This window comes from Pseudomonas sp. AU12215, from assembly GCF_001675465.2.
GTDB lineage: Bacteria > Pseudomonadota > Gammaproteobacteria > Pseudomonadales > Pseudomonadaceae > Pseudomonas > Pseudomonas nitroreducens.
In genome coordinates this window covers 104146-127667 of record NZ_MACM02000186.1, presented here as the reverse complement: position 1 = coordinate 127667, position 23522 = coordinate 104146, and the positions used below count along the sequence as shown (strand labels likewise).

The 23522-nt window shown below is 66.0% G+C and carries 20 protein-coding genes; 10 read left to right on the top strand and 10 right to left on the bottom strand.

Going from position 1 to position 23522, the window contains the following annotated elements:
• Positions 1 to 8 precede the first annotated feature (8 nt).
• On the bottom strand, positions 9 to 2348 hold the full coding sequence (locus A9513_RS32950) for a Tex family protein (protein WP_065086537.1): 2340 nt from the start codon (positions 2346 to 2348) through the stop codon (positions 9 to 11).
• 222 nt (positions 2349 to 2570) lie between these two features.
• On the opposite strand from A9513_RS32950, the gene ompR reads away from it, so the two are divergent.
• Positions 2571 to 3311: a two-component system response regulator OmpR gene (gene ompR, locus A9513_RS32945; RefSeq protein WP_024762186.1), complete on the top strand. Its 741-nt coding sequence runs from the start codon at positions 2571 to 2573 to the stop codon at positions 3309 to 3311.
• Between the two features lie 61 nt (positions 3312 to 3372).
• Complete coding sequence (locus A9513_RS32940; RefSeq protein WP_024762187.1) at positions 3373 to 4692, top strand: ATP-binding protein; 1320 nt, start codon at positions 3373 to 3375, stop codon at positions 4690 to 4692.
• Between the two features lie 138 nt (positions 4693 to 4830).
• Here the strand turns inward: A9513_RS32940 and A9513_RS32935 are convergent, their stop codons facing one another.
• The 3 genes from A9513_RS32935 to A9513_RS32925 form a co-directional block, all read right to left on the bottom strand.
• On the bottom strand, positions 4831 to 5760 hold the full coding sequence (locus A9513_RS32935) for an LD-carboxypeptidase (RefSeq protein ID WP_065086536.1): 930 nt from the start codon (positions 5758 to 5760) through the stop codon (positions 4831 to 4833).
• Positions 5761 to 5916: 156 nt separating this feature from the next.
• Positions 5917 to 6822 carry a 30S ribosomal protein S6--L-glutamate ligase gene (gene rimK, locus A9513_RS32930; protein ID WP_038803545.1) on the bottom strand — a complete coding sequence of 302 codons (906 nt, stop codon included), beginning with the start codon at positions 6820 to 6822 and terminating at the stop codon, positions 5917 to 5919.
• Positions 6819 to 7262, bottom strand: coding sequence for an ATP-dependent zinc protease (locus tag A9513_RS32925; RefSeq protein WP_255302917.1), 444 nt, complete (start codon positions 7260 to 7262; stop codon positions 6819 to 6821). The genes rimK and A9513_RS32925 overlap by 4 nt, the downstream gene beginning before the upstream one ends.
• Before the next feature lie 134 nt (positions 7263 to 7396).
• Here A9513_RS32925 and A9513_RS32920 point away from each other — a divergent pair, with 134 nt between their 5' ends.
• A complete protein-coding gene (locus A9513_RS32920) occupies positions 7397 to 7789 on the top strand; it encodes an RNA-binding S4 domain-containing protein (protein WP_065086535.1) in 393 nt (130 codons plus the stop codon).
• A gap of 45 nt (positions 7790 to 7834) precedes the next feature.
• Here A9513_RS32920 and A9513_RS32915 read toward each other — a convergent pair whose 3' ends face one another.
• On the bottom strand, positions 7835 to 8635 hold the full coding sequence (locus A9513_RS32915) for a phosphatase PAP2 family protein (protein ID WP_024762191.1): 801 nt from the start codon (positions 8633 to 8635) through the stop codon (positions 7835 to 7837).
• A 118-nt stretch (positions 8636 to 8753) separates the two neighbouring features.
• On the opposite strand from A9513_RS32915, the gene hslO reads away from it, so the two are divergent.
• The 5 genes from hslO to A9513_RS32890 all read left to right on the top strand — a co-directional run bounded on the left by hslO (position 8754) and on the right by A9513_RS32890 (position 15911).
• Entirely contained in the window at positions 8754 to 9647 is an 894-nt protein-coding gene (gene hslO / locus A9513_RS32910; RefSeq protein WP_038803544.1) for an Hsp33 family molecular chaperone HslO, read from the top strand.
• Positions 9648 to 9815: 168 nt separating this feature from the next.
• Positions 9816 to 11357: a phosphoenolpyruvate carboxykinase gene (locus tag A9513_RS32905; RefSeq protein ID WP_024762192.1), complete on the top strand. Its 1542-nt coding sequence runs from the start codon at positions 9816 to 9818 to the stop codon at positions 11355 to 11357.
• A gap of 247 nt (positions 11358 to 11604) precedes the next feature.
• On the top strand, positions 11605 to 13530 hold the full coding sequence (locus A9513_RS32900) for an ATP-dependent DNA helicase RecQ (RefSeq protein ID WP_065086534.1): 1926 nt from the start codon (positions 11605 to 11607) through the stop codon (positions 13528 to 13530).
• Between the two features lie 134 nt (positions 13531 to 13664).
• Complete coding sequence (locus tag A9513_RS32895) at positions 13665 to 15164, top strand: NAD(P)/FAD-dependent oxidoreductase (protein ID WP_024762194.1); 1500 nt, start codon at positions 13665 to 13667, stop codon at positions 15162 to 15164.
• 144 nt (positions 15165 to 15308) lie between these two features.
• The gene (locus A9513_RS32890) at positions 15309 to 15911 is read left to right on the top strand and encodes a nitroreductase family protein (RefSeq protein ID WP_024762195.1); all 603 of its coding nucleotides are present in this window, start codon (positions 15309 to 15311) and stop codon (positions 15909 to 15911) included.
• Positions 15912 to 16138: 227 nt separating this feature from the next.
• Here A9513_RS32890 and A9513_RS32885 read toward each other — a convergent pair whose 3' ends face one another.
• Entirely contained in the window at positions 16139 to 17038 is a 900-nt protein-coding gene (locus A9513_RS32885) for a LysR family transcriptional regulator (protein WP_024762196.1), read from the bottom strand.
• Between the two features lie 104 nt (positions 17039 to 17142).
• Between A9513_RS32885 and A9513_RS32880 the strand changes: the two genes are divergently transcribed.
• Together A9513_RS32880 and A9513_RS32875 are read left to right on the top strand one after the other, a co-directional pair.
• Positions 17143 to 18378, top strand: a complete 1236-nt coding sequence (locus A9513_RS32880) for a 3-hydroxyacyl-CoA dehydrogenase (RefSeq protein ID WP_065086533.1) — start codon at positions 17143 to 17145, stop codon at positions 18376 to 18378.
• Positions 18379 to 18380: 2 nt separating this feature from the next.
• Positions 18381 to 20171, top strand: coding sequence for an acyl-CoA dehydrogenase C-terminal domain-containing protein (locus A9513_RS32875; protein WP_065086532.1), 1791 nt, complete (start codon positions 18381 to 18383; stop codon positions 20169 to 20171).
• Between the two features lie 31 nt (positions 20172 to 20202).
• On the opposite strand, the gene A9513_RS32870 is transcribed toward A9513_RS32875, so the two are convergent.
• The 4 genes from A9513_RS32870 to A9513_RS32855 all read right to left on the bottom strand — a co-directional run bounded on the left by A9513_RS32870 (position 20203) and on the right by A9513_RS32855 (position 23464).
• On the bottom strand, positions 20203 to 20496 hold the full coding sequence (locus A9513_RS32870) for a zinc ribbon domain-containing protein (protein WP_065327972.1): 294 nt from the start codon (positions 20494 to 20496) through the stop codon (positions 20203 to 20205).
• A 348-nt stretch (positions 20497 to 20844) separates the two neighbouring features.
• Positions 20845 to 21357 (bottom strand): dihydrofolate reductase, encoded by a 513-nt coding sequence (locus A9513_RS32865; RefSeq protein ID WP_065086563.1) that lies wholly within the window; start codon positions 21355 to 21357, stop codon positions 20845 to 20847.
• A gap of 20 nt (positions 21358 to 21377) precedes the next feature.
• Positions 21378 to 22445, bottom strand: a complete 1068-nt coding sequence (locus A9513_RS32860; RefSeq protein WP_065086531.1) for a hypothetical protein — start codon at positions 22443 to 22445, stop codon at positions 21378 to 21380.
• Positions 22442 to 23464 carry a hypothetical protein gene (locus tag A9513_RS32855; protein WP_065086530.1) on the bottom strand — a complete coding sequence of 341 codons (1023 nt, stop codon included), beginning with the start codon at positions 23462 to 23464 and terminating at the stop codon, positions 22442 to 22444. Before A9513_RS32855 ends, A9513_RS32860 begins: the two co-directional genes overlap by 4 nt.
• Positions 23465 to 23522 lie beyond the last annotated feature (58 nt).

Here is a 23522-nt window from a genome sequence, read left to right as displayed (position 1 = left end):
GACCTTCCTTACTTCTTCTTCAGTTGCTTGGCGTTGGCGAACAGCGAGGCCATGGCATTGTTCGCCGGGGCCTTCTCCTGCTGGCGCGGAGCGCTGCGCTCGCCACGCGGCGCGCCGTTGCCGGGGCGGCCGCCGCCACGCTGGCCCTCGACCTTCTCGCCGGGGGTGTCGCTCATGCGCATGGACAGGCCGACGCGGTTGCGCGGGATGTCCACTTCCATGACCTTGACCTTGACGATGTCGCCGGCCTTGACCACTTCGTACGGGTCCTTGACGAACTTCTCCGACAGCGCGGAGATGTGCACCAGGCCGTCCTGGTGGACGCCGATGTCGACGAAGGCGCCGAAGTTGGTGACGTTGGTCACCACGCCCTCGAGCACCATGCCGGGCTTCAAGTCCTTCAGGCTCTCGACGCCTTCCTGGAACTCGGCAGTCTTGAACTCCGGGCGCGGGTCGCGGCCGGGTTTGTCGAGTTCCTTGAGGATGTCGGTGACGGTGGGCAGGCCGAACTGCTCGTCGGTGAACTTCTTCGGGTCCAGGCGCTTGAGGAAGCCCGAATCGCCGATCAGCGAGCGCACGTCGCGGCCGGTGTCGGCGGCGATGCGCTGCACCAGCGGGTAGGTTTCCGGGTGCACCGCGGAGGCGTCCAGCGGGTTGTCGCCGTTCATCACGCGGAGGAAGCCGGCGGCCTGTTCGAAGGTCTTCTCGCCCAGGCGGCTGACTTTCTTCAGTTCGTCGCGGGTCTTGAAGGCGCCGTTAACGTCGCGGTGCGCGACGATGTTCTGCGCCAGGGTGCTGTTGAGGCCGGAGATGCGCGCCAGCAGGGCGGCGGAGGCGGTGTTGACGTCCACACCGACGGCGTTCACGCAGTCTTCCACCACCGCGTCCAGGCTGCGGGCGAGCTGCAACTGGGACACGTCGTGCTGGTACTGGCCGACGCCGATGGATTTCGGCTCGATCTTCACCAGTTCGGCCAGCGGGTCCTGCAGGCGACGGGCGATGGACACGGCGCCGCGCAGCGACACGTCCAGCTCCGGGAATTCCTTGGCGGCCAGTTCGGAGGCCGAGTACACCGAAGCGCCGGCCTCGCTGACCATGATCTTGGTGCACTTGAGCGCCGGGTATTTCTTGATCAGTTCGGCGGCCAGCTTGTCGGTCTCGCGGCTGGCGGTGCCGTTGCCGATGGCGATCAGCTCCACCTGGTGCTTGGCGCACAGCGCGGCGAGCACCGCGATGGTCTGGTCCCACTGGTTCTTCGGCGCGTGCGGGTAGACGGTGGCGGTGTCCAGCAGCTTGCCGGTGGCATCGACCACGGCGACCTTCACGCCGGTGCGCAGGCCCGGGTCCAGGCCCAGGGTGGCGCGCGGGCCGGCCGGAGCGGCCAGCAGCAGGTCGTGCAGGTTGCGCGCGAACACGTTGATCGCCTCAAGGTCGGCGCCTTCGCGCAGCTCGCCCAGCAGGTCGGTTTCCAGGTGGGTGTAAAGCTTGACTTTCCAGGTCCAGCGCACCACTTCGGAGAGCCACTTGTCAGCGGCGCGGCCCTGGTTACTCACGCCGAAGCGCTCGCCAATCATGATTTCGCAAGGGTGCGAGGTGCCCGGCAGTTCTTCGCCGACCTTCAGGGCGACGCTGAGGATGCCCTCGTTGCGGCCACGGAAGATCGCCAGTGCACGGTGCGATGGGGCGTTCTTCAGCGGTTCGTCGTGCTCGAAGTAGTCGCTGAACTTGGCGCCTTCGGTTTCCTTGCCCGGCACCATGCGCGCGGTGAGGGTGGCGTTGTCCTTGAGGAAGCTGCGCAGGCGGTCGAGCAGCGTGGCGTCCTCGGCGAAGCGTTCCATGAGGATGTACTTGGCGCCTTCGAGCACGGCCTTGGTGTCGGCGAAGCCCTTCTCGGCATCGACGAAGCGCGCGGCTTCGCTTTCCGGGGTCAGGCTCGGGTCGGCGAACAGCGCGTCGGCCAGTTCGCCCAGGCCGGCTTCCAGGGCGATCTGGCCCTTGGTGCGGCGCTTCTGCTTATAGGGCAGGTAGAGGTCTTCGAGGCGGGTCTTGGTGTCGGCCAGGTTGATCTCACGGGCCAGTTCCGGGGTCAGCTTGCCCTGTTCCTCGATGCTGGCGAGAATCGCGCCGCGGCGCTCGTCCAGTTCGCGCAGGTAGCGCAGGCGCTCTTCGAGCATGCGCAGCTGGGTGTCGTCCAGGCTGCCGGTGACTTCTTTCCGGTAGCGGGCGATGAAGGGGACGGTGGAGCCTTCGTCGAGCAGGGCGACGGCAGCGGCGACTTGCTGCGGTTGAACGCGGCCGGAGGGCAGTGCGGAAAGCTCTTCGGCGATACGGGTGTTGATGCTGTCCATGAATCCACCTGACAAAACAATCGAATTACGGGACGTCAGGACCGGAGTTCCGGCCTCACGACAGGCTCTGTGACAACGCCCCGCCGCAAAAGCGCCGCATTATACCCACGACAATTTCACCGGGTGGGCGGCTGGTCGGGGAAAAATCTGCTAACAATGGACAAGCCGTGATGCGCGGCTGCTGGGCGATAATGCCCGCCGAATCAGATTCTGGGAGTTTCCATGAGCAACGCTGCCACCCTGCCCGAAGGCGAAAAGATCCTCGTGGTCGATGACGACGCGCGCCTGCGCCGTCTGCTCGAACGCTTCCTCGACGAGCAGGGTTATCGCGTCCGCGCCGTCGAAAACACCGAGCAGATGGACCGCCTGCTGGCCCGCGAACTGTTCCAGCTGGTGGTGCTCGACCTGATGATGCCCGGCGAGGATGGTCTCTCGGCGTGCAAGCGCCTGCGCGAGTCGAACAACCAGATCCCGATCATCATGCTCACCGCCAAGGGCGACGAATCCAGCCGCATCTCCGGCCTGGAACAGGGCGCTGACGACTACCTGGCCAAACCCTTCAATCCGCGCGAATTGCTGGCGCGGATCAAGGCCGTGCTGCGCCGCCAGGCGCCGCTGGTACCGGGCGCGCCGGCGGGCGAAGACGAGATCGTCACCTTCGGCGACTATGAACTGCACCTGGCGACCCGCGAACTGAAGAAGGGCGAGGAAGTGCACATGCTCACCACCGGTGAGTTCGCCGTGCTCAAGGCCCTGGTACAGCACGCCCGCGAGCCGCTGACCCGCGACAAGCTGATGAACCTGGCCCGCGGCCGCGAGTGGGATGCCCTGGAGCGCTCCATCGACGTGCAGATTTCCCGCCTGCGCCGGCTGATCGAGCCCGATCCGTCGAAGCCGCGCTACATCCAGACCGTCTGGGGCGTGGGCTACGTATTCGTACCGGACGGCGCCGCTCGCAAGTGATCGACCTCGCCGGGGCGAAGCCCTTCGCCCCGGCCGTTTGTGTTTCCCTGGTAACGCCTTCTTGAAGACACCCCTCTGGTTCCCGCAAAGCTTCTTCGCCCGCACCCTCTGGCTGGTGCTCATTGTCGTGCTGTTCTCCAAGGCTCTGACCCTGGTCTACCTGCTGATGAACGAAGACATGCTGGTCGACCGCCAGTACAGCCACGGCGCAGCGCTGACCGTGCGCGCCTACTGGGCGGCCGACGAGAAATCGCGCGAAGCGATCGCCCAGTCTGCCGGGCTGAAGTGGGCACCCCACGAGCAGGGGCAGCCGGAGGAAGTGCACTGGCCGTACACGGAAATCTTCCAGCGGCAGATGCGCATGGAGCTGGGCATCGACACCGAGACGCGCCTGCGCATCCATCATCCGTCGATGCTCTGGGTGCGCGCGCCGACCCTGGGCGATGGCTGGATCGGCGTACCGCTCTACCCGCACCCACTGCGCGGCCAGCAGATCTGGAGCGTGCTGGGCTGGTTCCTCGGCATCGGCCTGTTGTCCACCGCGGCGGCGTGGATCTTCGTGCGGCAGCTCAGCCAGCCGCTCAAGCGCCTGGTCTTCGCCTCCCGCGAGTTCGGCAAGGGGCGCAGCGTGCGCCTGCCGCTGGGGCAGGAAACACCCAGCGAGATGGCCGAGGTGTACCGCGCCTTCAACCAGATGGCCGACGATGTCGAGCAGGCCGGGCGTGAGCGCGAGCTGATGTTGGCCGGCGTCTCTCACGACTTGCGCACGCCGTTGACGCGTCTGCGCCTGTCGCTGGAGCTGATGCCCGAAAGCGACCGCGAGATGGTCGAGGACATGGTGCGTGACATCGAGGACATGGATGCCATCCTCGACCAGTTCCTCGCCTTCATCCGCGATGGCCGCGACGAGCCGGTGGAGGAGGGCGACCTCGCCGACCTGATCCGCGAAGTGGCCGACGCGTTCAACCAGACCGGCAATCGTGTGCGCCTGTGCCTGGAGACGCTGCCGCTGTTCCGCTTCCGTCGCGTATCGATCAAGCGTCTGCTCGGCAACCTGATCGAGAACGGCCTCAACCACGGCGGTGGCAAGGTCGAAGTGGCGGCCCACGTCGCCGGTGGCGGCGGTGCGCCCTACGTGGTGCTCAGCGTGCTGGACCGTGGCGCGGGCGTCGATCCGCAGGAGTTGGACAACATCTTCAACCCCTTCTTCCGTGGCGACAAAGCGCGCGGCGGCAAGGGCACCGGCCTGGGGCTGGCGATCGTCAAGCGTATCGCCGAACAGCACGGCGGCAGCATCGAGCTGCGCAACCGCGAGGGTGGTGGCGTGGAAGCGCGCGTCTGCCTGCCGCTGGGCCTGCTGCTGCCGCGCGACGCGCATTGAGAGCCTGCTTGCGATCTGCTGCGCGTCGGCATAACTGTGTTGAGGCCAGCCGAGAAGTGCTCATTGACTGCAGTCAACTCCGCTTTCTCAGCTGTCCTCGCCTTGTTCTGCTCTAGCTCGCGAGATCGTAAACAGACTCTAATCCCAGCGCAGGGATTTTCCTTCCAGCACCGCCCTGCGCCCGTAGGGCCAGGCGCGGTTGTGCGCACCGTGGCCGCTGGGCAGGCCGTGGTAGAGCGGGGCGCCCAACCGCGCAGCGTACTCGGCGAAGATTTCTTCCAGGCTGTGGGCCACGCCCTTGCGCGGGCAATCGGTGAAGGTGCCGAGGCAGATCGCGCCCAGGCGCGCGCCGTTCAGGCTGTTGAGCAGCTGCCAGAGGCTGCGTTCGATTCGGTAGTAGGGCTCGCCGACGTCCTCGAGGATCAGGATCGCGCCATCAGGCACATACAGCGCACCGGCGGTGCCGGCCATGCAGGCCAGTGCGGTGAGGTTGCCGCCGATCAATTCGCCTTCCACCGCTGTCTTCGGCCCCGCCAGATGCTGTGTCGCCAGCTTGCCGGGGCCGCCGGCCAGTACGTGGCTGATCGAGGCCAGGGAAGCCAGGCGCTCACGCTGCTCGCTGGGCGCGCTCAGCGGTTGCAGGCCCAGCCCGGTGGCGACCATGCCGTGGATCGCTGGCAGGCTCTGGCGGTGGAAAGCGCTGAGCAAAATGGAGATGTCCGAGAAGCCGATCAGCGGGCGCGGTGAGGCTGCCTTGAGGCGTTGCCAGTCCAGTTGCGGGATGAGTTGTCCACAGCCGTAGCCGCCACGCAGGCACCAGACGGCGCTGACGCCGTCCAGCTCGAAGGCGGTGTGGAAGTCTTCCAGGCGTTGCTCAGGCGTGCCGGCCAGGTAGCGATAGCGTGCGTCGGCGTGGGTGCCCAGGTGGTAGTCCACGCCCAGCACTTCAAGTTGACGCAGCGTGGCTTCCAGCACCTCTTCTGCGATGGCCGAGGCTGGCGCTACCAGGGCGACACGGCGTTCGATGGGCGACCATTGGAGTTCGGAGAAGCGCGGTGATTTGGGCATAGGGGCATTCAAAGGCGTGCAGTGGTTCAGTTTGAGGGTCGGGGTGCTTTATGAGGCGTCTGAGTGGACATCCCTGCCGAGACATTGTGCCCGTCGGAATCCCCGGCCTGACCATCCCTGGCCAGTTGTTCGCCGGGATGACGCATGCGCCCCGGCTCACCCCTTGCCCTTGGTCCGCGCCAGGTGCGGCCCGCCATTCTTCTCCAGGTACTCGATGATCACCCCGGCGATGTCCTTGCCGGTGGTGGTCTCGATGCCCTCCAGGCCCGGCGAGGAGTTCACTTCCATCACCAACGGCCCATGGTTGGAGCGCAGGATGTCGACGCCGGCGACGTGCAGGCCCATCACCTTGGCGGCGCGGATGGCGGTCATGCGCTCCTCGGGGGTGATCTTGATCAGGCTGGCGCTGCCGCCGCGGTGCAGGTTGGAGCGGAACTCGCCGGCTGCGGCCTGGCGCTTCATCGATGCGATCACCTTGTCGCCGACCACGAAGCAGCGGATATCGGCGCCACCGGCTTCCTTGATGTACTCCTGCACCATGATGTTGTGCTTGAGCCCCATGAACGCCTCAAGCACGGATTCGGCGGCCTTCTCCGTCTCGCAGAGCACCACGCCGATGCCCTGGGTGCCTTCCAGCAGCTTGATCACCAGCGGCGCGCCGCCGACCATCTCGATCAGGTCCGGTACGTCATCGGGGGAATGGGCGAAGCCCGTCACCGGCAGGCCGATGCCCTTGCGCGACAGCAGTTGCAGCGAGCGCAGCTTGTCGCGGGAGCGGGCGATGGCCACCGATTCGTTGAGCGGGAATACCCCCATCATCTCGAATTGGCGCAGCACGGCGCAGCCATAGAAGGTCACCGAGGCGCCGATGCGCGGGATCACCGCGTCGAAACCTTCCAGCGGCTTGCCGCGGTAGTGGATCTGCGGCTTGTGGCTGGCGATGTTCATGTAGGCGCGGAGGGTGTCGATCACCACCATCTCGTGGCCGCGTTGCTGCCCGGCCTCCACCAGCCGACGGGTGGAATACAGACGCGGATTGCGCGACAGCACAGCAATTTTCATTGATCACCTGGAAGGGTGGCGGGAACCATGATGAGGGGTTTGTCTTGTACGTAGGTGAGGCCGGGGTTGACCACGAGCTGGCCCTGAACCAGCGCCTTGGAGCCTAGCAGCACGCGGTAGCGCATGGTCTTGCGGCACGCCAGGGTGAATTCCACTGACCAGGCGCGATCGCCGAGGGCCAGCAACGTGCGGATCACGTAGCGGGTCTGGGCCTGGCCGTTGGAGCTCTTGATGGTCTTCATCGTCACCACCGGCGCTTCGCAGCGGTGGCGGCGCTGCACCTGGGTACCCAGGTGGGCGATGAAGCGTACCCAGTCCTGGCCGCCACGCTGGAACGGCACGATGTCACTGGCATGCAGGGTGGAGGTGCTGGCGCCGGTATCGATCTTCGCGCGCAGGCCCACCATGCCCAGTTCGGGCAGGGCGATCCATTCGCGCAGACCAATTACCGACAGCTGGTCGAAAGTCTTCAAGGCAGGCGTCCCCGGCGTTTGCCGGCATTCTAGTCAGGCCGGTTGTGCCCCGCCAGCGGGGTGCACGGTACACTCGCAGGCCCGCATGACGAGGTTGTGACGTGAGCGAGAAAGACGACGACAAGGTCCGCCTGGACAAGTGGCTGTGGGCGGCGCGCTTCTACAAGACCCGCTCCCTGGCCAAGGAAGCCATCGACGGTGGCAAGGTGCATTGCCGGGGCGAGCGCTGCAAGCCGGGTAAGGAACCCAAGGTTGGCGACGAATACGTGATCCGCACCGGCTTCGACGAGCGCACGGTCGTGGTGAAGGCGCTGTCGATGGTGCGTCGTGGCGCACCTGAGGCGCAGTTGCTCTACGAAGAGACCGCCGACAGCGTGAAGCGCCGCGAGGATGCTTCTGCCATGCGCAAGGCCGGCGCGCTGGGCGTGCAGACCGACGGGCGGCCGACCAAGAAGCAGCGTCGCCAGCTGTTCAGCTTCCGCGATCAGGAGTGAGCAGCCGGCGAGGGCCGCAGGCGCCTCGCCGGGGGTGAACGGCCCTCAGGCCGCGACGACGCTCAGGCGCTTGAGCAGCGGTATTTTCGCCGCCAGGCGGAACAGCGGATCGGTCCAGCGAACCAGCGCGGCGCTGGCCACGGCGGCGAAGGGCGTGAAGCAGCTCCAGGCCAGGGCCACCAGCGCCATCTGCACGCCGCCGATGTAGTCATCCTGGCCCCAGTGGGCGCCGGCTACCAGGCGCGGCAGCATGAACAGCAGCGCGAGGCCCCAGATCACCACCCATTGCAGGGCGGTGCGGGCGAACAGGGTGAGGAACAGCGCCCAGATCAGCAACACCGAGGCGTGGTCGCCAGGGAAACTGCGGGCCGACTCGTCCTTCACCTCGAAGGGCGTGTCTTCCCACTGCGGGAAGAAGTGCTCCAGGCGCACGGCATCCGGCGCAATGCTGGAAATGCTTGCATGCTGCCAGCCCAGCTTGTGGGCAATCTTCGCGTAAAGGATGCGGACCACCACCAGAACCACGGCTGCGCATAAAAAGCCGAAAGTCGCGGCGCGGGCCTGGCTGGCCTTGAAGATCCAGTCACCACGGATCAGCAGAAGCAGCAGGATCACCCCGACCAGCAGGTCGAACGGCCGGGTGCTGGCCACGGCCCAGGTCAGGCGCCAGGCTTCGTTGGTCGCCAGCGGCTGGTTGAGCAGGCTGAACAGGCTGAAATCGAACAGGTCCATCGCACTGCGAGTAGGCTCCCAGAGCCACAGCAGAAGCAGGGCGAGGGCCATCAGGTGACAGGCGATGAAGGGCTTCCAGGACCAGGTGGCTTGGAACGGCGTGGTTTTGTCCATAAAATCGATTCCCCCTTCTGACAACGGTTCCGGGTTGCCGGATACGACAAAGCGCGCTTTATAGGCCTTTGCCATCAACTTGTCATTTATTTGTGCCTATCGCAGCGTTGTGCCCAGCATGTCTCAGATCGATCAAAGTCAGCGTTTCCTGTTCGACAACACCGATGTTCGCGGTGAGCTGGTGGAGCTCGACCGCAGTTATGCCGAAGTGTTGGCCAAGCACCCCTATCCGCAGCCGGTCGCCCAACTGCTGGGAGAAATGCTAGCCGCGGCCGCGCTACTTTGCGGCACTCTCAAATTCGACGGTCTGCTGGTGCTGCAGGCGCGCTCCGCCGGCGCCGTTCCGCTGCTGATGGTGGAGTGTTCCAGTGCTCGTGAAGTGCGTGGCCTGGCCCGCTACGACGCCGAGGCCATCGGTGACGCCGCCGGCCTTGCCGAGCTGATGCCCCATGGCGTGCTGACGCTCACCGTCGATCCGAAGAACGGCAAACGCTACCAGGGCATCGTGCCGCTGGAGGGCGCGACCCTGGCCGAGTGCCTGTCGACCTACTTCGCCACCTCCGAGCAGTTGCCGACCCGCTTCTGGCTCAACGCCGACAGCCGCCGCGCCCGCGGCCTGCTGTTGCAGCAATTGCCAGCGGACCGCCAGCGCGACATCGAGTCGCGGGAAGCCAGCTGGCAGCACGTCACCACCCTGGCCGATACCCTCACCGCCGAGGAACTGCTGGGCCTGGACAATCCCACCGTGCTGCATCGCCTGTACCACGAAGACGACGTGCGCCTGTTCGAGCCGCAGCCGCTGGTATTCCGTTGCAGCTGTTCCCGGGAACGCTCGGCCAATGCGCTGGTCAGTCTTGGGCAGGACGACGCCGAGCGTCTGCTGGCCGAAGAGGACGGCGAAATCGTCATCGACTGCCAGTTCTGCAACCAGCGCTACCGTTTCGACGGCTCCGACGTTGCCCAGCTGTTCTCGGGTGGCGGAAGCCAGACGCCGTCAGAAACCCGCCATTGACCGCTTCGATTTGTCCGATAGCCGAACCAATGGCGCTCTCGCCAGATCAGAGGCTGCACGAGAACAGTTCTTTTCTGGCATAATCCCGCGACTTTTTTCCGCGGTAGTGGGAATCAGAAGTCACTACGCAATGTTTGGAGGACTCGGCTTCGGCCGACGGGGACCCACATGACGCAAGCCAACAAAGCCGTTTACACCGATATCAGCGTTGCCCAACTGGTTGAAGAAGCCATTCGCCGCGGCGAAGGCGAACTCGCCGACAACGGCTCGCTGGTCGTGAAAACCGGCCACCGCACCGGCCGCTCGCCTGCCGACCGTTTCATCGTCGAAGAGCCGGGCAGCAAGGATTCCATCGCATGGGGCGCCATCAACCGTCCGTTCCCGGCCGACAAGTTCGATGCCCTGTGGGACCGTGTCCAGGCGTTCAATAACGCCCAGGAACACTTCGTCTCCCACGTTCATGTAGGTTCCGCCGCGGATCACTACCTGGCCGTCAAGATGACCACCGCCACTGCCTGGCAGAACCTGTTCGGCCGCGCACTGTTCATTGAGCCCGAGCAGTACAACCCGGCCGGCCGCGAAGAGTGGCAGGTGCTCAACGTCGCCAACTTCGAGTGCGTGCCCGAGCGTGACGGCACCAACTCCGATGGCTGCGTGATCCTCAACTTCGCCCAGAAGAAAGTGCTGATCGCCGGCATGCGCTACGCCGGTGAAATGAAGAAGGCCATGTTCGGCGTGCAGAACTACCTGCTGCCGGAAAAAGACGTGCTGCCGATGCACTGCGCCGCCAACATCGGTGAAGCCGGCGACGTGACCCTGTTCTTCGGCCTGTCCGGCACCGGCAAGACCACCCTGTCCGCCGACGAAAGCCGCTACCTGATCGGCGACGACGAGCACGGCTGGGGCGAAGGCGTTGTCTTCAACATCGAAGGCGGCTGCTACGCCAAGTGCATCGACCTGTCCGAGAAGAACGAGCCGGTCATCTGGAAAGCCATCAAGTTCGGCGCCGTGCTGGAAAACGTCGTCCTCGACGAAAACCGCACCCCGAACTACGCCGATGACAGCCTGACCCAGAACTCCCGCGCGGCCTACCCGCTGGAAAACGTCGAGAAGCGTTCCGAGAAGAACCTCGGCGGCGAGCCGAATGCCGTGATCTTCCTGACCTGCGACCTGACCGGCGTTCTGCCGCCGGTGTCGATCCTGAACAACGAGCAGGCGGCCTACCACTTCCTGTCCGGCTACACCGCGCTGGTGGGTTCCACCGAAATGGGTTCGGGCGGCGGCATCAAGTCGACCTTCTCCACCTGCTTCGGCGCACCGTTCTTCCCGCGTCCGGCTGGCGTTTACGCCGAGCTGCTGATCAAGCGCATCCAGGCCTTCGGTTCCAAGGTCTACCTGGTCAACACCGGCTGGACCGGCGGTGGCTACGGCGTCGGCAAGCGCTTCAACATCCCGACCACCCGTGGCGTGATCGCCGCCATCCAGAGCGGCGCTCTGGTCGGCGCCGAGACCGAGCACCTGGACATCATCAACCTGGACGTACCGAAGGTCGTTCCGGGCGTCGAGACCAACCTGCTCAACCCGCGCAACACCTGGGAAGACAAGGCTGCCTACGACGAAGCTGCCAAGGGCCTGGCCAGCAAGTTCATCGAGAACTTCAAGAAGTTCGACGTGAGCGACGCCATCAAGAACGCCGGCCCGCAGCTGTAAGCGAGCCTGTTCTGGAAAGAGCCGCCTTCGGGCGGCTTTTTCATTGGTGCCTGGGATCGGTCATGCTCCTGGTGCTCTGCGTACGAGCGAGCCTGTGCCCAACAAGGGTGTGGGGCAATGCCGTTATCCATGAGGAATGGATTCGGCCTCGGCAACCGGCGTTTGGCTGTTCGCGAGCAAGCTCGCTCCTACAACAGACATCCTTAGGCTCAAGTCATCGTCCATGACAGGCAAGGGAGTTATCCACATGCGCGACACCCTCGAACGCGTCTTCGGTTTCCGCCAGTTCCGCCCCGGCCAGGAGGCGGCGGTCAGCGCAGTGCTGGCCGGGCGCTCGGCTGCCGCGATCTTTCCTACCGGCTCGGGCAAGTCGTTGTGCTACCAGTTGCCTGCGCTACTGCTGCCGCACCTGACGCTGGTGGTCTCGCCGCTGCTGGCGTTGATGCAGGACCAGCTCGCCTTCCTCGCCCGCCACGGCATCGCCGCCGCGAGCATCGATTCGGCGCAGAGCCGCGAGCAGACCGCGCAGACCATGGCCCGCGCGCGTAGCGGCGAGCTGAAGGTGCTGATGATTTCGGTCGAACGCCTGAAGAACGAGCGCTTCCGCCACTTCATCAGCGAGGTGCCGATTTCCCTGTTGGTGGTGGACGAGGCGCACTGCATCTCGGAGTGGGGCCACAACTTCCGCCCCGACTACCTGAAGTTGCCGGACTATCAGAAGCAGTTCCGCATTCCCCAGGTGCTGCTGCTCACCGCCACGGCGACGCCCGCGGTGATCGCCGACATGCGCAGCAAGTTCGCCATCGCCGAGAGCGACGTGGTCACCACCGGTTTCTACCGAGCCAACCTCGACCTGCAGGTAGAGCCGATCTCCAGCGCCGCTCGCCGTGCCCGGCTGGTGGAGTGGCTGCGCGAGCGTCCGGGCAGGCCGGCCATCGTCTACGTCACCCAGCAGAAGACCGCCGAGGAGATCGCCGCGCATCTGGCCGAGCGCGGTATTCCCGCCTGTGCCTACCACGCCGGGATGGAACACCCGGAGCGCGAGAGTATCCAGCGCCGCTTCATGGAGGGCCGGCTGAACTGCATCGTCGCCACCATCGCCTTCGGCATGGGCATCGACAAGAGCGACATCCGCCAGGTAGTGCACTACGACCTGCCCAAGTCGCTGGAGAACTACAGCCAGGAAATCGGCCGCGCCGGGCGCGACGGCCAGCGCTCGGAATGCCTGGTGCTGGCCAACCGCGACAGCCTCAACGTGCTGGAGAACTTCGTCTACGGCGACACACCCGAGCGTGAAGGCATCCGCAGCGTAATGGAGGACATCCGCCAGGCGCCGAATGGCCAGTGGGAGACCATGCTGGTGCCGTTGTCGGACCAGTCGAACATCCGCCAGCTGCCACTCAAGACGCTGCTGGTGCAGCTGGAGCTACGCGGCATCATCGCGCCACGCTTCGCCTATTTCGCCGAATATCGCTACAAGCTGCTGATCGATTCCTCCGCGCTGCTGAGCCACTTTGAGGGCGAGCGGCGGCAGTTCGTCGAAGCCATCCTCACCACTTCGGCCCGCGCGCGAACCTGGGCGACCCTGGACTTCGACACACTCTACAGCCGCCATGGCGCCGAGCGCTCACGGGTGGTGAAGGCGCTGGATTACTTCCAGGAGCGCGGCTGGGTGGAGCTGGAGAGCAAGCAGATGACGGAGGTCTACTCGGTGCGCGACGCCTCCTTCGCTGTGGATCAGTTGAGCGAGGAGCTGCACGGCTACTTCAAGCGCCACGAGGAAAGCGAGATCGCCCGCATCGGCGCCATGCTCGATCTGCTGGGCAGCTCCGAATGCCTGAGCTGGCGCCTCGCCCGGTACTTCGGCGACCAGCAGGCGCCGCGCCAGTGTGGTCACTGTTCGGTATGCGCCGGCCATGTCGCCCGCCTGCCGGAACCGCCTGCACTGCCGGCTCTGGATGGCCAGTCGCTGCACAACCGATGCGACGCCTTCCTGGAGAAGTACCGCAGTGCCCGAGGCACCGCGCCCAGCGCCGACTGCATCACGCGCTTCCTCTGTGGCATCAGCGTGCCGGCCTTCACCCGCATGCGCGCGCGTGGATTGCCGGGCTACGCCACGCTGGAAGACTACCCCTACGCCCAGGTGCGCGACTGGGTACAGGCGCAGCTCTGAACGGCTGAATTCGGCGGTGCCACGCACGACTAAAGGTCGGCGTGATGCCGCCCGGGCTGCTTGTAGGGTGAGGGGAGGAAATTCCTCCTAGACTCACCAGGCACTGCCTGCCCAACGGCCGAGGAGCCCCAAGCATGTCCGTCGAGCACCTGGATGTACTGATCATCGGCGCCGGCCTGTCCGGCATCGGCGCCGCCTGTCACCTGCAGAAGCAATGCCCCGGCAAGTCCTACGCCATCCTCGAAGGCCGCGAGGCCATGGGCGGCACCTGGGACCTGTTCCGCTACCCTGGCATCCGCTCCGACTCGGACATGTACACCCTGGGCTACAACTTCAAGCCCTGGACCGATCCCAAGGCCATCGCCGACGGCCCGTCGATCCTCAACTACATCCGCGAAACCGCCCGCGAGTACCGCGTCGAGGACAAGGTGCGCTACCGCCACCGCGTGCTCAAGGCCGACTGGGACAGCAACACCGCACGCTGGAACCTCAGCGTGCAGCGCGGCGATGAAGAGGAGCCCGTGCGCATGAGTGCGCAATTCCTCTTCATGTGCACCGGCTACTACCGCTACGACGCCGGCTACACCCCGGACTTCCCGGGCCGCGAAAGCTTTGGCGGGCAGGTCATCCACCCGCAGCTGTGGCCGGAGAATTTCGACTACAGCGGCAAGCGCATCGTGGTGATCGGCAGCGGCGCCACCGCCGTCACGCTGATCCCCTCGCTGACCGACAAGGCCGCCCATGTCACCATGCTGCAGCGCTCGCCGTCCTACGTGATCACCCTGCCGGCGAAGGACCCGATCTCCAACTTCCTGCGCAACTTCCTGCCGGAGAAGTGGGTGTACCGCCAGGCGCGGGCGCGCAACGTGACCATGCAGATGATCTTCTTCATGGCTTCCAAGGCGTTCCCCGGCGCGGTGCGCAAGCTGATGCTCAAGCTGGCCAACCTGCAGCTGGGCAAGGATTTCGACATGCGTCACTTCAGCCCGCGCTACAAGCCGTGGGACGAGCGCGTGTGCTGCGTGCCGGACGGCGACCTGTTCAAGGCACTGCGCCAGGGGCGAGCCTCGGTGGTGACCGAGCACATCGAGCGCTTCACCGAGAAAGGCATCCTGCTCAAGTCCGGGCAACTGCTCGAAGCGGACGTGATCGTCACCGCCACCGGGCTCGACCTGGTGATGTTCGGCGGCGCGGAACTGGCCATCGACGGCAAGCCGTTCGACGTCACCCAGAGCATGGGCTATCGGGGTATCATGCTGCGCGATCTGCCCAACCTGGCGGCCATCGTCGGCTACACCAACGCCAGCTGGACGCTCAAGGCGGACCTGTCCAGCGAGTACTTCTGCCGCCTGATCAACCACCTCGATGCTATCGGCATGCGCCAGTGCACGCCGCGTCAGACCGATGGATCGGTGAAGGAAGAGCCCTTCCTCAACCTCAACTCCGGCTATATCCAGCGCGCTGCCGACCGCATGCCCAAGCAGGGCGACCGCACGCCGTGGAAGCTCTACCAGAACTACGCGCTGGACCTGGCCCTGCTGCGCTTCGGCAAGGTCGAGGATGGCTACCTGAGCTTCACCTCGCCCAAGCAGCGCCAGGCCACGGCCGCGCCGGTGGAAGCGCTGGAGAGCTGATGGGCATTCGGAGCCCGCCGGTCCTGGCGGGCTTCGTTCTATCGAGGCAGCGGATAGACATTATCGATATGCCGTTCTGCCACGGAGCTGCCTCTGGGCTTACCATGCGCGCCATTCCCGCCCATGCCAGCCAGAGGATTTTCCATGCTGATCGAAGACGCCATCCGCAGCCGCCGCTCCATCCGTGGTTTCGACACTTCCTACGTGATGAGCCGCGAGGAGAAGGACGACCTGCTGCAACAGGCGCTGCTCGCGCCCACCTCGTTCAACCTGCAGCACGTGCGCCTGGTGGAAGTCAGCGACCCGCAGCTGCGTGCGCAGATCCGCGAAGCCGGCTGGGACCAGGTGCAGATGACCGACGCTTCGATGCTGGTGATCGTCTGCGCGCAGGTCGACAGCTGGGAGAAGAATGCCGAACGCGTGTGGGACGGCGCCCCGGTTGAAGTGAAGAACTACATGGTCGGCGCCATCGACGGCTACTACAGAGGCAAACCGCAGACCCAGCGCGACGAAGCCATGCGCAGCAGCGGCCTGGTGGCCCAGACCCTGATGCTCGCCGCCCGTGGTCGTGGCCTGGACAGCGTGCCGATGGTCGGTTTCGATTTCGACGCCGTGGGCAAGCTGATCAACCTGCCGGCCAACCATGCCATCGGCCTGATGATCGCCGTGGGCAAGCAGGCGGTTGAAGCCAAGCCGCGCATTGGTCGCCTGCCGCTGGAAGAGACGATCGTTCGCGATCGCTTCTGATCCCCACGAAACGCGCCTCCGGGCGCGTTTCTGCTTTCTTCTGCACACCGCCCGCCTCCGAGCCTGTGTCTTCCCTCACCCTAACCCTCTCCCAGAGGGAGAGGGGACTGGAGCGTGCCGGCTGTAACCGTGCCATCAGCCGGTGCGGACAGCTCCCTCTCCCTCTGGGAGAGGGCGGGGGTGAGGGTAGCCCTCGAGCGCAAGGTTCACATTTGCGTGCCCCGCCCTCAATCCGGCGCCGCCTCGATGATCCGCTCGACCAACCACTGCAACGCCGCATCCCGCTCGCGCTGGGCGAGGTACACCAGCTCCAGGTGGAACTGCCCCACATCGAACGGCAGCTCCAGCACCTGCAACGGCAGCAACTCGGCGAAGTAGGCCGCCAGCCGCGTCGGCAGCACCGTCAGCAAATCCGTGGTTGCCACCAGATGCGCCGCCTGCAGGTAGTTGGGCGTGGTGTAGGCGATTTCCCGCTTGAGTCCCTGGCTGGCCAGCCACTGGTCGACCATGCCCTTGGTCTGCCCGCCGGAAACCCACAGGTGCCTTTGCTGGAGAAACGTCTCCAGATCGATCCCTCCATCCACCTGCGAATGCCCGCGCCTGGCTAGCAGGCGCAGCGTCTCGCTCACCCAAGGGCGGCGCTGGAAGCGCGCTGGCAAGTCTTCGAAGCGGCCCAGCACGAGATCGAGATTGCCCTTGTCCAGCGCCTCGGCCGGTAGCGTTGGTGTCAGGTGCTGGATGGCCAGGCCCATGCCCGGCGCCGTACTGCCCAGACTTTCGAGCAGGTGTGGCATGCACAATGCTTCCACATAGTCGGTCAGTGCCAGGGTGAAGCGCTGGCGGCTGCGCGCTGGGTCGAAGCTGTCGCCGCCGGCCAGGCTCTGGCCGATGCGCTGCAGCGCATCGCGGATCGGCGCTTCCAGCTCCAGCGCCCGGGGCGTCGGCTGCATCGCCCGGCCGACACGCACCAGCAGCGGATCATCGAGCAGCTCGCGCAGGCGGTTCAGCGCGTTGCTCACCGCCGGCTGGCTCAGCGACAGGCGCTCCGCCGCGCGCGAGACGTTGCGCTCGCGCAGCAGCGCGTCCAGCACCCGCAGCAGGTTGAGGTCGAACGTATTCATATTCATCGGCTGAATGCCACTTATCACAACTCAAAATTTCAAAAATAGTACCGCCTTCCCTAAGGTGAGTGGTCTTCAAACGAGCGTTTCAGGCTGACAAGAGGATCAACATGAGCCAGAACATCCGCATCGCCAGCGCCGCCGTCATTGGCGCCGGCACCATGGGCCGGGGCATTGCCATGTGCCTGGCGAACGCCGGCGTGCAGGTCCTGTGGCTGGACAACAACCCGCAGATGCTGACCCAGGCCCTCGGCGCCGTGGCCGACACCTACGCCCACAACGTCCGCCAGGGCCGCATCGACGAGGCCGAGGCGGCGCGCCGCCGCGCGCGTATCTCCCAGGTGGCGAACTACGCGGCGATCCGCGAAGTGGACCTGGTGATCGAGGCGGTATACGAGAACCTGGAGCTCAAGCAGTCGATCTTCCGCGAGCTGGACGCGGCGCTGAAACCCTCGGCGATCCTGGCATCCAACACGTCCTACCTGGACGTCGACGCCATCGCCGCCGTGACCTCGCGGCCGTCCCAGGTGCTCGGCCTGCACTTCTTCAGCCCGGCGCACATCATGAAGCTGCTGGAGATCGTGCGCGGTGCGAAGACCGCGCCCGCCGTGCTCGAAGCCGCGCTGGAACTGGGCGAGCGCATGGGCAAGGTCAGCGTGGTGGCCGGCAACTGCCACGGCTTCATCGGCAACCGCATGCTGGAGAAGTACGTCCAGGAGTCGCGCCGGTTGATCCTCGAAGGCTCGCTGCCGCACCAGGTGGACGCGGCGATCCAAAGCTTCGGTTTCGCCATGGGGCCGTTCCGCATGTTCGACGTGGTCGGTATCGACCTCGAATGGCGCGCCCGCGAGTTGGCCGGCAAGGGCCAGGACGCGCCGACCGTGCAGGTGGATAACCGCCTGTGCGAGATGGGCCGTTTCGGCCAGAAGAGCGGCAACGGCTTCTATCACTACGAGCCGGGCAGCCGCCAGGCCGAGCATGACCCGGAAGTCGACGCCCTGGTGGTGCGCGAATCCGAGCGCCTGGGCTACGCCCGCCGCGATATCGGTGCCGAGGAAATCCTCGAGCGCTGCCTGCTGGCCCTGGTCAACGAAGGCGCGAAGATCCTCGACGAAGGCATCGCCTCCACCAGCGCCGACATCGACACCGTTTACCTCAATGGTTATGGCTTCCCCAAGGACAAGTCCGGCCCAATGGCCTGGGCCGATGCCCAGGGCCTGCAGAGCGTGCTGGCGCGCCTGCGCGACCTGGCTGGCGAGCACGGCGCGCACTGGCAGCCGGCCGCGCTGATCGAGCGCCTGGCCGCCGCCAATGGCCGCTTCGCCGACGTCAAACAGGAGCATTGAACATGAGTTACCAGGCACCCTTGCGCGACATGCGCTTCGTCCTCCACGAACTGTTCGACGTCAGCGCGCACTGCGAGCTGCTGGGCAACGGCCTCGACCGCGAGCTGATCGACGGCGTGCTGGAAGAAGGTGCGCGTTACACCGGCGAGGTGGTTGCACCGTTGAACCGCAACAGCGACGAGCAGGGCGCGACCCTGCTGAACGGTGAAGTCACTACCCCCGACGGTTTCCGCGAGGCGTACAAGCAGTACTGCGACAACGGCTGGGCGAGCATGACCGGGCCGACCGAGTTCGGCGGCCAGGGCTTCCCGCAGATGGTTTCGGCCAGCTTCCACGAGATGCTGATGGCTGCCTCGCTGTCCTTCCGCGTCTATTCCGGGCTGACCGAGGGCGCGGTGCTGGCGCTGTACAAGCACGGCGCGCCGGAGCTTCAGCGCGACTACCTGGCGAAGATGGTCAGTGGCGTGTGGACCGGCACCATGTGCCTCACCGAGCCGCAGGCCGGTACCGACCTCGCGCTGCTGCGCACCCGCGCCGAGCCGCAGGCTGACGGCTCCTACAGCGTCAGCGGCAGCAAGATCTTCATCAGCGGCGGCGAACAGGACCTGTCGGAGAACATCGTCCACCTGGTGCTGGCGCGCCTGCCGGATGCGCCGGCCGGGGTGAAGGGCATCAGCCTGTTCCTCGTGCCCAAGTTCATCGCCAACCCCGACGGCACGCCGGGCGCGCGCAACGCCCTGAGCTGCGGTGCCATCGAGCACAAGATGGGCATCAAGGGCGCGTCCACCTGCGTGATGAACTTCGACGGCGCCACCGGCTGGCTGATCGGCCAGGCCAACCAGGGGCTGGCCTGCATGTTCACCATGATGAACGACGCGCGCTTCCAGGTCGGCCTGCAGGGACTGGGTATCGCCGAGCGCTCCTGCCAGGGCGCGCTGGCCTACGCCCGCGAGCGCCTGCAATCGCGCGCGCTGACCGGCGCGGCCCAGCCGTCGAAAGCCGCCGACCCGATCATCGTCCACCCGGACGTGCGGCGCATGCTGCTGACCCAGAAGACCCTGACCGAGGGCTGCCGGATGGTGTCGGCGCTCTGCGCACGGGAGCTGGACCTGGAGCACGGCCATCCCGAGGCGGACGGCCGCAAGGCCGCGGGCAAGCGCGCCGCATTGCTGATCCCCATCGTGAAGTCGTTCTTCACCGACGTCGGCCAGGAGGTTTCCAGCCTCGGCGTGCAGGTCTACGGCGGTCACGGCTACATTCGCGAGTGGGGCATGGAGCAGCTGATGCGCGACAGCCGCATCACTCAGATCTACGAAGGCACCAACGGCATCCAGGCGCTCGACCTGATCCGTCGCAAGCTGCTGGGCGACGGCGGTACGGAGTTGAATGCGCTGATGGGCGAACTGGCGGCGGTCTGCGAGACCGCAGGTGCCCACTCCGAGCTTGCCGGCTTGGCTGAAACTGTCCGCCAACGCCTGCTGGAATGGCGCAGCCTCACCAGCGAAGTGATCGCCGCCTGCCAGCGCGACCCGCAGGAAATCGGCGCCACCTCGGTGGACTTCCTGCAGTACTGCTCCTATGTGCTGCTGGCGGGCCTGTGGCTGCAGGCCGCTGGCGTGGCCCAGGCGAAGCTGGCGGCCGGCGAGGGCGATGCGGACTTCTACCGCGCCAAGCTCGCCAGCGCCGAGTTCTACGTCAAGCGCATCCTGCCGCGCGCCAGCATGCACCGCGAGGCGCTGCTGGGAGGTGCGGATTGCCTGATGGCGCTGGACGCGGAGCATTTCGCCTTCTGAGCCCAGGGCCCGAGGTTTTGCCGCGGGCCCGTCAGCTGCCGCGCTCCTGGCCGCACTGCGCACAGAAGCGTGCCTGAGGCGCGACAGCGGCGCCGCAGCCCTTGCATGGCGTGGCCTGTAGCGACCCGCCGCAGTTGTTGCAGAAGCGACTGTCCTGCGGGTTCTGCGCGCTGCACTGCGGGCAGGGCTGGGTGGGAGCCGCATTGGCTGTCGGTGGTGGTGCGGGTGCCGGCGGATAGCCCGGTGCGCCGTAACCGCCACCGTGCCCGCCATAACCGCCGCGGCCGTGGTGACCGCCCATCATCAAACGTTCGAGCCAACCCATGATGTACCTCCAGTTTCCCGTCGTGGGGTGGAGTCATTGGGCAGCCTGTAGTTGCTACAGGGTCAAGGCTTGGGAGTGTGAGCGGAGATTTCGCAAAAGAGCGCCCTATGAAAAACGCCGCGCTGGGTGATCGGGGCGGCGTTTTCTTTTGGTAATTCGGAGCTGGGTGTTCCCTCACCCTAACCCTGGCTGCGCGCCCCGCTCCTGAGGGAGAGGGGACCGTTCGGAGCGCTCTGGGAGTCAGGCGTCAGCCGGTCGATCAGGGAGAGCAGGATTCATCTCGGCACATACGGCTCCCTCTCCCTCTGGGAGAGGGCTGGGGTGAGGGGCTCCGGATACGCAGGGCTATCAGGCCCGCTCCCAAACCTCGAACGCATAGGCCGGCGTCTCGCCTTCCGCGTCGTGCTCGATGCTCGACGCCAGGTGCCACTGGCTTTCGTTCACTTCGGGGAAGTGCGCGTCGCCCGCCGGGCTCAGGCCCACGCGAGTCAGGTAGAGGCGTTCGGCGCGGCCCAGGGCTTCACCGTAGAGTTGCGCACCGCCGATCAGCATCAGCTCGTCGGCTTCCTCTTCCTTGGCCCATTGCTCGGCGCGCTCCAGGGCTGCGTCGAGGCTGGTGAAGACTTCCGCGCCTTCGAGCGTCAGGCCCGCCTGGCGGGTGACCACGATGTTCAGGCGGCCCGGCAGTGGGCGGCCGAGCGAATCCCAGGTCTTGCGGCCCATGATCACCGGCTTGCCCAGGGTCATGGCCTTGAAGTGCTTGAGGTCCTGCGGCAGGTGCCAGGGCAGGCGGTTGTCGACGCCGATCACGCGGTTCTCGGCAAGGGCGGCGATCATCGCCAGGGGCAGTGCTTGGGTCATCTCGACTCCAGTGGTGAACATCAGCGGGAACTCCCGTTGCCAGAGGATACCAGCCGCTCGCCGTCGGCGGGGCCGGCGGGTGGCGGAACGCGCATGAAGAAGGTGCCGTCCTCGTTGACCTGGGTGATGCCGGTGGCCAGCACCTTGCGATAGTCCTTGAGGTTGAAGGCCAGGGTCTGGTCCGGGCGCTCGGCCTTGAGCAGCACCTGCGAGTAGGTGATGAGGATTTCGAAGATCTTCAGGTCGCCCGACTGCAGCCAGATGTAGGACTGCCCGGCCTGGCGCGGAGGCTCGAAGGCCAGCGAGGCGGCGCCGTCTCTGGGCGCGAATTTCAGGTGCAGGCCCTTGGCGTCCAGCCAGGTGGACTCGACGCGGCCGTCGATGCCCACCAGCGGGAAGACCTGGTGGTAGTTCAGGTGCATCACGTTGTCCTGCAGCACCGCGCCGGGTCGCTCCAGGGTCACCAGCGAATCCAGGCGCAGGCCTACCAGGCTCATGGCGCCGTAGCTGGGCACGCCGAGCACCTTCACGCTGTCGGGCTGGTAGTCGAGGTTGTCGCCGTCGAGCTTCACCGTGCCGGAGAGCCGCAGCGGCAGCCAGGGGCCGACGCCCAGCGGCTGCACTTCGCCGGAGACCAGCAGGCGGTCGCCTTCGATGCTCAGCTTGAAGTCGCGCAGCATGGTTTCCGGGTAGGCAAGGATGTGCTGGTTGAACAGGTTGCCGAGCTGTTCGGGGCTGAGGATCACCTCGCCCTCGGAAACGTTGATGCGCATGTCCTGCGGGCGGTCGAAGTCGATCGGCTCGCCGGCCCTGAGCGGCACCAGCCAGCCCTTGAGCAGCGGGCTGTGGAAGCCGATGTCGCCCTGGAAGTACATGTCCACTTTGTTGAGCAGGATGCCCACGCCGTCCTGGCCGGAATCGCGCAGGCCGCCCGGCCGGCTGGCCTTGAAGTCCGCCGCCGGCGGCGTCTGCTGGAACCAGCCCTGGCGCAGCACGCCCAGTTCGCGCTGTTGCTTGTCGATGGCGCTCTCGGCCGCGGCCTGGCCGGCCAGCGTGAGGCAAAGAAGGGAAGCAAGGAGGGTTCTCATAGGGCTTTCTCCTCCGGGGCCGGCGCCTTAACCGGCGAGACGGCGATGTGCACCATGCCGTCTTCGCGCAGGCGGATTTCGCCGTACTGCAGCTGGCGGCGGTAGTCGTAGAGGTTGAACAGCAGTGGCGCGTCCGGGCTGAGGCTGGTGAAGAGCGCGTAGGCCTTCACCAGGATGGTCCGCGCCATCTTGATGTCGCCGCCCTCGATGAACATGTAGCTCTGCGGCGCCTTGAGCTGTGGCCACTTGAGCTCGGCCAGGTCGCTGCCCAGCAGCAGGTCCATGCCGCCGTCGGCGAGCTTCAGGTGGCTGACGGTGAAGTCCAGGCGCGGCGGTGGGAACAGGCCGTCGAGGTCGACCAGGATGCGGTTGCCGATCAGCTGCATGTGCGCGGTGTGCAGTTGCAGCACCTCGGACATCTCGATGGAAGCAGCGGTCAGCGACGGTGTGACGTCCACCCCGTCGACGAAGATTCGCTGCGGCACCAGCGCCACCTTCAGCGGCCCGGCCTGCTCGATCCCGGTGACCATCCGCAGCGGCCGCCAGCGGCCCTTGCGCAGCAGCTCGCCGTGGACTTCCTGGCCGTCGGCGCGGGTGCTGAGCTTGAGGTTGCGCACCGGCGCGTTGGCGTTGCGCAGCTCCTCGTTGAGCAGGCTGGCGAGGGTGGCGTCAGCGACGAAGATGTCCCCGGCCTGGATGCGCGCGACCATGGACTTCGGGTCGTCGAGCATCAGCGGCGTGCCGGCGCCCGCCACCGGGCTCATCTGGATCAGCATCTTGCGGATGAAGAAGCCGATGTCGTCGTGCAGGCGGAAGTCGGTGTGGCTGATCCACAGTTGCGAGGTGTTGCTGTCGGACTGCCGGGCGCTGACGTTGGCGTCCAGCACGCGCGGCGGCACCGCCTGCATCAGCGGGGTGTCCGGGCCCCAGTCGGAGGGGCGCACCGGCGGTGTTTCCACGGCAACCGCGGTGGCGGCGGCCAGCAGCAGGGGCAAGGCACTGAGCATCGAGCGCAGCATGGCGAGGCCTCATTCTTGTTGTTTTTTCCGAGTGTGAGGCTGGCCGGGCACGGCGAGA

Coding starts and splice junctions, on each gene's coding strand:
- A9513_RS32935 (WP_065086536.1), bottom strand. CDS start 5,760: ATGCCCAAATCACCGCGCTTCTCCGAACTCCAATGGTCGCCCATCGAA.
- A9513_RS32855 (WP_065086530.1), bottom strand. CDS start 23,464: ATGCTGCGCTCGATGCTCAGTGCCTTGCCCCTGCTGCTGGCCGCCGCC.
- A9513_RS32880 (WP_065086533.1), top strand. CDS start 17,143: ATGAGCCAGAACATCCGCATCGCCAGCGCCGCCGTCATTGGCGCCGGC.
- A9513_RS32885 (WP_024762196.1), bottom strand. CDS start 17,038: ATGAATATGAATACGTTCGACCTCAACCTGCTGCGGGTGCTGGACGCG.
- ompR (WP_024762186.1), top strand. CDS start 2,571: ATGAGCAACGCTGCCACCCTGCCCGAAGGCGAAAAGATCCTCGTGGTC.
- A9513_RS32860 (WP_065086531.1), bottom strand. CDS start 22,445: ATGAGAACCCTCCTTGCTTCCCTTCTTTGCCTCACGCTGGCCGGCCAG.
- A9513_RS32890 (WP_024762195.1), top strand. CDS start 15,309: ATGCTGATCGAAGACGCCATCCGCAGCCGCCGCTCCATCCGTGGTTTC.
- A9513_RS32895 (WP_024762194.1), top strand. CDS start 13,665: ATGTCCGTCGAGCACCTGGATGTACTGATCATCGGCGCCGGCCTGTCC.
- A9513_RS32875 (WP_065086532.1), top strand. CDS start 18,381: ATGAGTTACCAGGCACCCTTGCGCGACATGCGCTTCGTCCTCCACGAA.
- hslO (WP_038803544.1), top strand. CDS start 8,754: ATGTCTCAGATCGATCAAAGTCAGCGTTTCCTGTTCGACAACACCGAT.
- A9513_RS32950 (WP_065086537.1), bottom strand. CDS start 2,348: ATGGACAGCATCAACACCCGTATCGCCGAAGAGCTTTCCGCACTGCCC.
- A9513_RS32900 (WP_065086534.1), top strand. CDS start 11,605: ATGCGCGACACCCTCGAACGCGTCTTCGGTTTCCGCCAGTTCCGCCCC.
- A9513_RS32905 (WP_024762192.1), top strand. CDS start 9,816: ATGACGCAAGCCAACAAAGCCGTTTACACCGATATCAGCGTTGCCCAA.
- A9513_RS32870 (WP_065327972.1), bottom strand. CDS start 20,496: ATGGGTTGGCTCGAACGTTTGATGATGGGCGGTCACCACGGCCGCGGC.
- A9513_RS32865 (WP_065086563.1), bottom strand. CDS start 21,357: ATGACCCAAGCACTGCCCCTGGCGATGATCGCCGCCCTTGCCGAGAAC.
- A9513_RS32915 (WP_024762191.1), bottom strand. CDS start 8,635: ATGGACAAAACCACGCCGTTCCAAGCCACCTGGTCCTGGAAGCCCTTC.
- rimK (WP_038803545.1), bottom strand. CDS start 6,822: ATGAAAATTGCTGTGCTGTCGCGCAATCCGCGTCTGTATTCCACCCGT.